General features: G+C 42.6%; 9 protein-coding genes. 2 read left to right on the top strand and 7 right to left on the bottom strand.

Annotation, left to right across the window (positions count from 1 at the left end; all coding sequences use genetic code 11):
* Positions 1-111: 111 nt before the first annotated feature.
* Together QM454_RS09655 and QM454_RS09650 are read left to right on the top strand one after the other, a co-directional pair.
* Entirely contained in the window at positions 112-1029 is a 918-nt protein-coding gene (locus tag QM454_RS09655) for an LCP family protein (protein ID WP_432357303.1), read from the top strand.
* A gap of 119 nt (positions 1030-1148) precedes the next feature.
* The gene (locus QM454_RS09650; RefSeq protein WP_432357301.1) at positions 1149-1769 is read left to right on the top strand and encodes a hypothetical protein; all 621 of its coding nucleotides are present in this window, start codon (positions 1149-1151) and stop codon (positions 1767-1769) included.
* A 34-nt stretch (positions 1770-1803) separates the two neighbouring features.
* Here QM454_RS09650 and QM454_RS09645 read toward each other — a convergent pair whose 3' ends face one another.
* The 7 genes from QM454_RS09645 to QM454_RS09615 all read right to left on the bottom strand — a co-directional run bounded on the left by QM454_RS09645 (position 1804) and on the right by QM454_RS09615 (position 12256).
* Positions 1804-2943, bottom strand: coding sequence for a M20 family metallopeptidase (locus tag QM454_RS09645; RefSeq protein WP_432357299.1), 1140 nt, complete (start codon positions 2941-2943; stop codon positions 1804-1806).
* Positions 2912-3952, bottom strand: coding sequence for an ABC transporter ATP-binding protein (locus QM454_RS09640; RefSeq protein WP_432363937.1), 1041 nt, complete (start codon positions 3950-3952; stop codon positions 2912-2914). Before QM454_RS09640 ends, QM454_RS09645 begins: the two co-directional genes overlap by 32 nt.
* Before the next feature lie 7 nt (positions 3953-3959).
* Positions 3960-4949, bottom strand: a complete 990-nt coding sequence (locus QM454_RS09635; RefSeq protein ID WP_432357297.1) for an ABC transporter ATP-binding protein — start codon at positions 4947-4949, stop codon at positions 3960-3962.
* A 14-nt stretch (positions 4950-4963) separates the two neighbouring features.
* The gene (locus tag QM454_RS09630; protein ID WP_432357295.1) at positions 4964-5893 is read right to left on the bottom strand and encodes an ABC transporter permease; all 930 of its coding nucleotides are present in this window, start codon (positions 5891-5893) and stop codon (positions 4964-4966) included.
* An 11-nt stretch (positions 5894-5904) separates the two neighbouring features.
* The gene (locus tag QM454_RS09625; RefSeq protein WP_432357293.1) at positions 5905-6822 is read right to left on the bottom strand and encodes an ABC transporter permease; all 918 of its coding nucleotides are present in this window, start codon (positions 6820-6822) and stop codon (positions 5905-5907) included.
* Between the two features lie 88 nt (positions 6823-6910).
* Positions 6911-8473, bottom strand: a complete 1563-nt coding sequence (locus QM454_RS09620) for an ABC transporter substrate-binding protein (RefSeq protein WP_432357291.1) — start codon at positions 8471-8473, stop codon at positions 6911-6913.
* 198 nt (positions 8474-8671) lie between these two features.
* The gene (locus QM454_RS09615; RefSeq protein ID WP_432357289.1) at positions 8672-12256 is read right to left on the bottom strand and encodes a lamin tail domain-containing protein; all 3585 of its coding nucleotides are present in this window, start codon (positions 12254-12256) and stop codon (positions 8672-8674) included.
* Positions 12257-12300: the final 44 nt, after the last annotated feature.

Genomic DNA, 12300 nt, shown 5'->3' with positions numbered 1-12300 from the left:
AGTTGTATAGTTAATATTCAGATAAGTCGTTTTGTGTCTACTTCTGTTAGTCTCTGCGTAAACTGCTAATACAAATCATTTTTTATTTTAATTGAGTGGCAGGAGATAAAAATGGCAAAGTATAGGAAGTTATTGTTGTCTATAGGAGGTTTTGTTAGCATTCTGTTAGTTGGCTTCATTTGCTATGCACTATTTTTCGTAAATGAACTAACGGAAACTGCAAAAGAAATTCATGAGCCAATGGAACGCGTCATCTCTGAAAAAAGAGAGGATCCAATTACATTTCAAGAGAAAGATCCCTTTTCCGTACTCGTTTTAGGTGTGGATGAAAGGGAAGGCGACAAAGGTCGTTCTGATACGATAATTGTCCTGACAGTGAATCCGGCGCTTCATTCGACAAAAATGGTAAGCATCCCGCGAGATACGTACGGTGAAATTGTCGGAATGGGGTTCGGAGATAAACTGAATCATGCATATGCATTTGGTGGAATCGACATGTCACTCGCTACCGTTGAGCATTTTCTCGATATCCCGATTGACTATGTCGTTCAAGTGAATATGGAGAGCTTCAAGGAGATTATTGATGCGATTGGTGGTGTGTCCATTGTGAATTCGCTAGATTTTACTGTAGATGAATATTCATTTCCGCAAGGTGAGATTACGTTAAATGGGGATGAAGCACTCGCCTTTGTCCGGATGCGGATGGATGACCCGCGTGGTGATTTCGGTCGGCAAGATCGACAAAAGCAAGTCATTCAAGGCGTTTTGCAAAAAGGTTCGAAGCTCTCGAGTTTGTTAAAATTCAAAAGCATTTTTGAAGCAATCGGAAATAATGTACGGACGAATATGACATTCGATGAAATGGTCGAAGTGCAAAAAAATTACCGGGATGCCACGAAGAACGTTGAACAATTTACGTTTGTAAAAGGTGAAGGAAAACGGATGGACGGAATTTGGTATTATATGATGGATTCCGATGAGCTCGAACATGTGAAGGAGGAGCTTAGAGGGCATTTGGAGTTGGAATGACATTGCTGCAGTCCATTGTTATGGGCTGCTTTTAATTTTGTTTGATAAGCAGACGGATCTGTTGGATAATCTTGTTAACGGGATGAGCCTCTATTACTTTGTTGAAAGGGTGGTTTATTATGAAACGTATCATTTGGTTGTCGCTAGTAGCTTCTATATTACTAGTTGCGGGCTGTTCGGCAGAAGAAACCGAGCAGGAACTCATTCCTATTCATGAAGAAGATGAAGTTTCAGTCGATGAAATTGAAGAGCTCGACGGACAAGAGCCGGTCGAGGAAGTCGCTGACCAAACGATTGAGTGGGAGCATGAACCGCTTCTCTTTGACATGATAGACGGTTATTTATTCATTTATGGATTGAAATTAGGAGATGCTCCTTTAACCGCCGAGAACATATGGGGAGATCCTGAAATCTTGGAGGAAGAGTACTCAATTGACGGGGAAACGTATTATTATTATCCAGAAAAACGCATGATGATCGGCTACTATGAAGAACGGCTTTTATTTATAGCTGTCGAAGCGGATGAAGAGGATCTTCAGGAAATTAGAGATAAATTCAATGGGGATCATTACCGAAATCCTGAAGGAGATACAGAGTTCTTCTATGCGCCGGAAACCGGACATTTGCTCATTTACGGTAGTACAAATAGTCCTGACGGCGATGCCGAGTTACGATTACTTATGTCTGATGATAACTTCTTTTATTATGTAGATGAAGGAATATATGAGAAAGTTAACTAGGTTCCCGGACAATAATGTCGGGAACCTTTTTTCTTCATTTCTTATTTGCAAGCTTACGAATCAATTCAGTTAGTAAATTCGTTCTTTCTACTAATGTAGGAATTTCTAAATATTCATCAACACTATGCGCATTGCCTCCAACAGGTCCTAACCCGTCTACCGTCGGAACACCCATTGCCGAAGTGAAAGAAGCATCTGATCCTCCTCCGGTTGAAACATCAGTAATATCGATGCCCAACTGAGCACCAGTCTCCTTAATGATTTCCAAAAACTCTATCGTTTGCTCGTTTTTCACCATCGGCGGTCGATTAATACCACCTTCAAGTTCGATTGTTGTACCAGCTAAATATGGCGTAGCACATATTTCTCGAATCTTTCGGTCAAGCTCTTCAGCCTGTTCTGCATATGTGATGCGCACATCGACGTGACCAACAGCTGACGGGGCAATCGTATTAACTGATTCTCCTCCTTGAATTAAACCGACACTTACACTTATTCCTTCTTCGTGATTCGTCAATGCGTGAAGTTGGATCGTTTTATGAGCAAGCTCTTCAATTGCACTAATTCCATTTTGTGGTTCAATGCCTGAGTGAGCACCTTTCCCTTTTACATAAATAGAATAATAGCCTCCCCCACGACGGGCCGTGACGAGTGAACCATCCTTCCTTGCCGGCTCCATAATAAGCGCATATTTTTTCCCTTCGGAGTACTTTTCAATAATATGTCTCGACGTCGGCGAGCCAATCTCTTCATCACCATTCAGAACGATTTGTATCTTTTCAAGTGCTTCCGGATTGTATTCCTTCAATGCCTTCAATGCATAAACAAGCGCTACTTGACTCGCTTTCATATCAATAACGCCCGGGCCATATGCACGATCTCCTTTGATTGTAAACGGCCTTTCACTCGCCGTTCCAACACGGAAAACTGTGTCCATATGCGCAACGGCTAGCATCGTCGGATTATTACTGCCCGGATGCGTAATTACCATGTTATTTCCGTTTTCCGGCTCTTCAATGACATCGACAGCAAAACCAAGTTCTTCATAAATTTCTTTTAATATCCCGCCCACTTCATCGATTCCTTTTTTATGCGCAGAGCCGGAATCAATATTAACAAGCTTTTCTAGCAGTGAAAGCATTTCACTTTGTTTCGTTTGCAAAAATTCCTTCATGATTTTCCATCCCTTCCTCTCCTGATAATAGATTGGAGGTATTCCCGTTTAACGGAAAATGGCATGCGGCGAAATGTCCGTCCTCCATTTCAATTAACTCAGGCTCAATCAATTCACATTTCTTTTCTGCATATGGACATCTTGTCCGAAATCTACAACCGGATGGAATATCCACATTGCTTGGAATATCTCCTTCCAAAATCACTCGTTCCCGATCTCTTCGATGAGGGTCGGGAAGTGGTACTGCCGAAACGAGACTTACCGTGTAAGGATGCATTGGTCTTTCGAATAACTGATCTTTCGTCGTGATCTCTACTATTTTCCCTAAATACATGACTGCTATCCGATCACTAATATATTTGACAGCCGGCAATCCGTGCGCAATGAAAATGAACGTCAAATTAAATTCCTTTTGCAGTTCAATTAACAAATTCAAAACTTGAGCTTGAATGGAAACGTCCAAAGCAGAAACCGGCTCATCGCAAATAATTAATTTTGGGCGCAGAGCAATTGCTCGAGCAATTCCGATACGCTGCCGTTGCCCACCACTAAATTCATGAGGGTATCGCTTTCCGTAACTTCTATCGAGTCCTACCGCATCCATCAGTTTGAATACTTCTTCCTGAATTTCACTTTTCTTCATCTTCGTATGCGTTTTTAACGGCTCCCCAATAATATCTACGACTCTCATGCGGGGATTTAACGAGGAAAATGGATCTTGGAAAATCATTTGAATATCGGCACGCGAATTCCGGACTTCTTCTTTGGTCAGCGAATCCATATCTTTGCCGTTCAAGATAATCTTACCTTCCGTCTTTTCAAGTAAATTGATGAGTAAATTACCAGTTGTCGACTTTCCGCAACCGGACTCACCGACAATCCCTAACGTTTCCCCTTCAACGACGGTGAAATCGATACCATCTACCGCTTTTAGTAATTGCTTTTCCCCAATCTCAAAATGCTTCTTTAGTCCTTGTACTGATAATAAAGGCGGATGTTCATTCTTCATAACCATATTAGATTGCATCCTCCTCTTCTTCATACAACCAACATCTAACTTTATGATCAGAATCAATTTCTTTCAATACCGGCTCCTTCAATTTGCATACTTCAGTCGCAAAGGGACAACGTGGATGAAACTTGCAACCTTTCGGCATATTCGCAGGCGTCGGTACCATCCCAGTTATTGATGAAAGAACCTCTTCTGATTCATGAAACTTCGGTGTACTATTGAGCAGACCTTTTGTATACGGATGTTTAGGATTACTGAATAATGTATAAACGTCGGTATGTTCTACGACTTGTCCAGCATACATGACAACAACTTTATCTGCCATTTCAGCAACAACGCCAAGATCATGAGTGATCATAAGAATAGCCGTATTGTTTTCTTTCGCTAGTTTCTTCATTAGCTCTAAAATCTGCGCTTGAATCGTTACGTCCAGAGCTGTCGTTGGCTCATCAGCAATTAGTACTTTTGGATTGCACGATAACGCCATCGCAATCATAACACGTTGTCTCATCCCACCACTTAGTACATGTGGAAATGAATTAAACACTTTTTCAGCACGTGGAATTCCAACGTGGCGAAGCATTTCGATACTTTTCTCTTTCGCTACTTTCTTGTCTACTTTCTGGTGCAACTTAATAGACTCAGATAATTGGTTTCCAATTGTGAATAAAGGATTCAAAGAAGAAAGAGGTTCTTGGAAAATCATTGCAATGTCATTTCCTCTTAATTTTCGGTATTCCTTATTCCCAATTTTAGTTAAATCTTTACCTTCAAAAAGGATACTCCCTTTTTCCACTTTTCCAGCGGATTCAATCAACCCCATAATAGATAGCGACGTAACGCTTTTCCCTGATCCTGATTCGCCAACAATTGCTAGCGTTTCTCCTTCATTTACTTCAAAGGACACCCCATTTACAGAAGGAATAATACCATGCTCCGTCCTGAAATAAGTATGTAGATTATCCACATCCAATATAGCTGTTCCTGTCTTCATTACACTGCACCTCCTCAACTTCTACTTTGTGAACGCGGATCCAATACATCACGGAGCCAATCACCTAAGAAAATAATTGCTAGAACCGTTATCGTTATTGCCATCCCAGGAAACGTTGCTAACCACCAACTCGTTGCCAAATAGTCACGCCCATCGCTCAATATTCCGCCCCACGATACTGTCGGAGGTTGAACACCCAATCCAAGGAAACTTAAAGATGCCTCTAGAATAATTGTCGTCGCGACACTCAAAGTTGATATGACGATAAACGAAGAAATGACATTCGGAAGAACATGACGACGAATAATCGTTACGTTACGTACACCAATTGAACGAGCGGCCCGAACAAACTCCCTTTCTTTAATTGAGAGTGTTTCTCCCCTTATAATCCTTGCGTACGCGACCCAGTTCGTCACGCCGAGCACGACGATTAACGTCGGCACACTCGGTCCGAATACAGCTAAAAACACTAATGCGAATAATATATTAGGAATAGATAGGAAGGAATCTACAATTCTCATAAGGATTGAGTCCAGCCAACCGCCATAGTAACCTGCAGCTAGACCAACGACGATGCCAATAGCTCCAGCAAGAATGACTGATGCAATACCGACAAGCAAGGAAACTCTCGAACCGTAAATGATTCTACTTAATACATCCCGCCCAAGATTATCTGTACCTAACAAGTGCTCCTTATCTCCACCTTCCAACCAGGATGGTGGCTTCAACATTTTGGCCGGATTAATAGCGGCAGGATCATGAGGTGCGAGGTAATTTGCAAACACTGACACAAAGCATACAGTAAGAACAATTATGAATCCTACTGTACCTGTTTTACTTTTTAAAAGAGTCTTCATCCAACGGGTAAGTTCGCTCGATTTTTTCCCGCTATTTAGAACACCCGTATCGTTATCCGCAGCATGTGATTGAAGATTTGCAGACATTTGAACCCTCCTTAATTGTACTTGATCCGTGGATCCAGTATTCGATAAATGACGTCAGCCAATAGATTCATTACGATGACTAAGATCGCTATCACGAAAACGCTCGCCTGTACGATTGCCATGTCTCTCGTATTCACTGCTTGAATGAGAAGTTGTCCGAGGCCTGGCCAAGCAAAAACAGTCTCTGTTATTAAAGCACCGCCTACTAGTGACGAAGTTTGCAATGCTGTAATCGTGACAACCGGTATGAGTGAGTTTCTGAATGCATGTTTATAGACAACAAAGAAATCCCGTAGCCCTTTACTTTTTGCAGTCCTTACATAATCTTGGTTTAAAATTTCAACCATGCTCGACCGAATGAGCCTCGTCATTTCTGCCGCAATTCCCGTTCCAAGTGTTATTGCGGGCAATATTAAATGCACGATTGACCCTCGACCTGACACCGGAAACCATCCAAGAGTGACAGAGAACAATAAGATAAGCATAATGCCAAGCCAAAAGCTCGGCATTGCTTTGCCAATAACCGCTCCACCAGTAGCAACCAAATCCAATGAAGAGTTTTTCTTCGTTGCAGACCAGACGCCGAGAGGGATAGCAATGATTATTGCAATGATCATAGATGCTCCGGCGAGCTCTAGTGTGGCCGGCAAACGTTCAAGCACTAACGGCAAGGCATCCGTATTGTATCTGAATGAAGTTCCGAAATCCCCTTGGACGAGACCTAACATATATTTTCCGTATTGGACGAGAAATGGCTGGTCTAGCCCTAACGAAATCGTCAATTGTTCAATTTCTTCTTGGGTAGCATCATCTGGCAGCATTAATGCGACAGGATTTCCCGCTACGAAAACAAGTGAAAAGACAATGAATGATATGATGAGCAAAACGGGTATGAATTCAAGCAGTCGTTTCAATAAAAATTTAATCATGGCGACCTCCTTTTAGTCGGTTTTACACCGTTGAGCCCAATTTAAAAGTAATGGGCCAGGACAGATCTCCTGGCCCTAAAATCAGACACTATTTCCGTTTAATTGACGGAACGTAAATCATTTCATCCTGAGATGGTTTAAATTCGATATGATCTCTTACTCCATTGTTAATTGTTTCTTGATAAAGTTGTACGTGTGGAACATCCTCTGCTGCAATTTCTTCAATTCTCTGAATTTGAAGCTTGCGTTCTTCCGAATTCATATTCGTCGCGGAAGCTTTTAGCAACTGTTCAATTTCGTCATTTTTATAATCTGTCTCACCTGCAAAACGCTCAGCACGATACCAGTCAACTGCATAAGCACCATCGAACATGGAATTTCCGACACCAACAAGATATGCATCTTTGTTTGACTTAGCTACTCGCATTTCAACGAAATTGCTCCATTCAAGGAATTCAATGTTCACTTTAATACCTGCTTGTGCAAGCATACCAGCAATCATTTCAGTTACTTGAGCGTCTTGTAAGTAACGTCCGCGAGGTGAATGCAAAGTCATTTCAAAACCGTCTGGATAACCAGCCTCTGCAAGGAGTGATTTCGCTTTGTCGAGATCATAATTATACGTGTCATACAACTTAGGGTTATGACCGAAGTTTCCAGGACCAACACGTGTAAGAGTAGGAGTTCCGCCGCCATTTAATGCATACTCGGCAATAGCCCCGTCATTGATCGCATAGTCAATTGCCTGGCGAACCCGGACATCAGAAGTTGGATACCCTTCTGTCGATCGTAAAATTAACATGAGCGTACGATTGGATGTTTCTCTTGTCATCGACGTACCCTCATTTTTATCTACGCGATCCCAGTCACTTGGAGGTACGTTAACAGCAATATCGACTCCTCCTGTTAATAGCTCAGAAACCCTTGTGGAGTTTTCTGGAATGACGCGGAAAATAACTTCATCCCACTCATCTTCTTTTCCTTCGTAATAATCTTCAAATGGGACCAATACGATCCGATTGTCTCTTTTCCACTCTTTGAGTTTATAAGGACCTGTTCCAACTGGGTTGGATAGGAAATGATCCCAACCGTGTTCTTCAATATAATTTTTAGGAATGATTCCCGAACCCAACCTTGATAATCTATGTAACAAAGATGGCTCAGGTGCATGTGTTACGATGTTGAACGTTAATTCATCCACAATATCAACCTGTTTAATTTGCTTATAGTTCGCATACTCTAACAATGTATTGTCTGTCGCAACGCGTTCTAGGGAGAACTTCACATCTTCTGAAGTAAGACTATCGCCGTTATGGAACTTGACGCCTTCTTTCAGTTTCATTTGCACCGTCAAATCATCCAGTTGCTCGATTGTTTCAACGAGTTCCGGTTGAATGACGTTATCAGCATCCCTTTTGACAAGGTAGTTAAACATATTGTCATGGACCGCTTCTGTCGAAGTATTGTTATGATTGTGAACATCAAAGCTCACAATATCCGAACCGACGGCAATCGTTAATGTACGATTATTATCGTTTTTTTCTTTTGTTTCTTCTTCGTTACTCGTAGTACTCTCTCCGCCGCCACATGCCGCCAACAACAACGCCATTATTAGCGTGCCGACAAAAAATAAAAGCTTTTTGCGTTCCATTTCCTAACCCCCTAGTAAACTTTTCATTCACTATTGTGTGAATAATGATTAATAATAAATGATATCTTTCTAAAACACAATATGTTTTTTGAATATAATTAATCAGTGTAATTTATTAATGATTCCCATACAGTTTTATTTGATATTTACAAAAAAGTAAAAAGACCAAAGGAAATGTATTCCTTTGGTCTAACTGTTCTAAGATGCTTTATTTAGATTGCTTGAACTCGTCTTCGCTTCCTGATTCGGAATGTCAATTCTTCTCCCTTTTGAGTTGTAGAAAATAATTTTAGAAGGGTCTGCTCCTTTTATGAATACTATATTTCTAACATTTTCTGCACCTCTAATTTCGAGCGGATGCGAACCTTCTACGACAACATGACCCATCTCCGTCCCTTTCATATCGACAATTAACCCTTTTTTCTTCGGTTGCAAAATGACGGTGTTCGTCTTGAATCCTTCACCCGTCAGCTCGGCATAGTCTCCTTTCAAATATACGCCGTCCTTCAATGACGATTTCGCATCCATATAGACAGCAACGCTCGGTTCAGCAATCATCACTTGCTTTTTATGTTCATTGATGAGGTTGTATACTTTTTTGATTGGGACCGGTTCCCAAACGACTGGTGCTTCGAAGCCAATTTGCACCATGACAGGATCATGATCACTTGCGCGTCCCGCCATGTCCGTGAAGTCTGCATTAATGTGCAAAATATCAATTTCTGTTTGATCGACCAAGTTATTCGACACTAAAATATGGTCGAGCACTTGTGAGTTTCCTTGATAGACGTACGAATAACGGTCAGCCTTATCGACATAGTTAATCATATTCGTCATGAGGTCGCCTTCATGAATCTTCAATGCATCCGCGAACTGGAAGTCATTGAAATCTCCGAGGGAGACGATATTCGCATCTGGATTTTCTTTCTTAATTTCAGAAATAAATTCGTAAACGAGCTGTGCAATTTGTTTCCGTTGCACTTCACTTCCGTATACCGGTGGCTGTGTAGAACCGAATAACGGTGTATCTCCAGTTTTTGAATTCCAATGGTTAATGATCGCGATGATTGACTCACCTTGGAAGTCAAATTGTGCAGCGAGTGGCTTCCGGCTACTGTTGAACGCTGGGTCATTCGGAGAAATACGTCCCGGATTAAGCGTCAACTTACCGTTCTCGTAACGCGTTGCCGTCGTCGCATCTCCCGGAATGCCCTCCGTCAGAGAAACACGTTTAGGATTGTATAGGAAACCGACACGGATATTCGCATTCGGTTGTCCGCCGTCCGCATTATTCACCGGATCGATATTGACGTATTCGTACTGGACTCCACCCGCAGCGACGATTGCTTGGATGAGACGCTCATAGCTTTCATTCGCACGAGAATCACCTGCATTCGGTCCGTTATTGTCCTGGACTTCAGTCACACCGATAATGTCAGGGTTTTGCATATCCTGTACAAATGCCCTCGCTAGTTTCTTCGCTTTATCATCTGTAGTCGTTGATTTATTGTTCGAGAAGTTCTCCAAGTTGTAGGAAGCAATTGTTAGTTTGTCTGCATCTTTCACAATCGTTGTCTTTTCCGGCACTGCATTGCCTTTTGAATACGCTTGTTGCATGTCACTCAAAGACGTGTAAATCTTGTAGTTTTGGAATGAATAGCCTACAACTCCTGTAATTGGTCCAGCGAAACTGTCGCCTGTCGCAACTTCAAAATTACGTGCCGGTCCGTTCGGCTCTAGCCTGAATTGGACACGCTCCGCATTTTGATCGTTTTCTTTCAACAGGATGCCGCCATTTACTGTTTCCGTTACAGCACTTTCGAATACCGTGACGAGATCACCATGCTGTTGAGGTCCGACCGCTTTCACATTGCCGACTTGCACGAGCATCGCTTCACGGCTTTCCCAGAAATCGGCCGCATATTTTGTCGGGTCAAATTCAGTAAATTGATGGCTCGCAATTTTATCTTGCGGTAAGTTTTCTTCATGAATAATGAAAGGCGTTGGTAGAGGAACATTGCGCTCGAGAATTTGTACGTTACCGCCACGGTCGTCACGGACATTAATTTGCGTCGTCTTTAAGTCCGTATCTTGGCGGTCTGCATAACCGTCAATCGCATACTCGCTCACTGTTCCGGTGACGGAAACGAGATCACCAATCGAAAGATTCCAAGCGTCCCTACCGCTATAAAGGACAATCGCTTCGGATGTGTTCAAATTGCCGTCGCGCTGGTTGTCTGGTGTCTGAATATGGTAATACGTCGAGCCGTTCAGCTCATATTTATACGTAACAATCCCTTCGACGCCTTCCACAACTTGACCGTCAAAAGGAGATGTGTGACCGTCTCCTTGAATGTCATGGATTTTAAGAGCTTCCGTAATTGTATACGTGAACGTTGCTACGTCACCAAAGTGCCCGTCATTCGTTTTCACGACCGCTTTCACTGTCGTGTTTTCACGGATATCAATTGGCGTTGCATACGTCGCACCATTTTCAATCGGATCCATGCCGTTCAATGTGTACAGAACTTCTGCGTCAGTCGTGCTTGTTGTTAATGAAACTTTTACACTGCCTACAAACGTGCCGCTCGCAGGATTCGCGACGACCGGCTGAATAACAGAGCTATCAACGACGATATCGACGATCGAACGTGGAAGGATTTGATAATCGTTGTCAAACTGTTGGACGATTCCAGTGATTGAATCATAAGCCGTCTCGACAGTAAGCCCTAATGACGCTGTCTCATCTCGAACGATGAATTCACCCGTTCCGTCAGTCGCTAAATAATTCGCCCAGCCACTTCCGTTTTGAACACTAGAAAGAATCGCGTTATGCACAGTGACGAGCTGCGATTCAACCGCTTCGCCTACTTCTGCTCCTGTAATGATGATTGGTTCCGGAGCTCCAACGCCGTGCGTAATGTCAACAATCTTGGAGCCATCCAGCTGCAGAAGTCCGCGATAATCCGCGAGTATGCCTGTCAATGTTACTTCATCGCCAACTTGAACAGCTAAACTTGTCGGCCTAACAGCAATTCCGCCCGTACTATCTTGAACTGAAATCGTGTTTTTCAATTTGGCGGCAACAGTACCTTTTATCGTCACCGTTTGTCCAAGCGCCATTGAACGCACATCGCCGATTGTTGGTAGATCGGCCGGATCTCCAGGATCACCAGGGTCTCCAGGTGTCGTTCCATCCATTTCATGCCAACCTAAATAATCGAATGTGTCCTTTGAATAAACGGTCCATTGTTCATCACGATTAAATGCATCCCCCGGATTTGAATCTCCGCTCGTTACCGAAGCGTTCCGGACGAGCGTCACATCGGTTCCCCAATTTGCACGGGCTCCAACTTGACCGAATGAATCGATAACTGCATTTCCTTTTTTAAGGACGAGCGCATCATCTCCGTTGAAATTTATGACGCTCATATTCATAAGATCGCCTTTTTCCTTTATCCCTGCATCTGCATCACGATGATATAAAACGTACGTCTTGCCGTTGCCTAGTGTACCTGATAACGCTAGCTTGGCAGTCGGTGAAGTTGCACCGTTCGCATACAGCTCTAACGTATAATTGCTTAAATCGACGGCCTGTCCCGTTCCGTTATAGAGCTCAATTGCCTTATTGAAGCTGCTACCTTCCACATATTCAGAAATAAACAGGTCTGTTGCAACTGACTCAGCTTTCACTACTGCTGGAATCGACGGCAACACCATCGTTATAGCCAATCCAGCTGCTAAAAAGCTATTAAAGATTTTTCCCCATCTCTTACTCCGCATGAAACCATTCCCCTTTCATCATTTGAAAATATGGTGCATAGCGT

This window comes from Sporosarcina sp. UB5 (genome assembly GCF_050859005.1).
Taxonomy (GTDB): domain Bacteria; phylum Bacillota; class Bacilli; order Bacillales_A; family Planococcaceae; genus Sporosarcina.
Note: the sequence above shows the minus strand (reverse complement) of the source record. Positions and strands in the feature narration are given on the sequence as shown.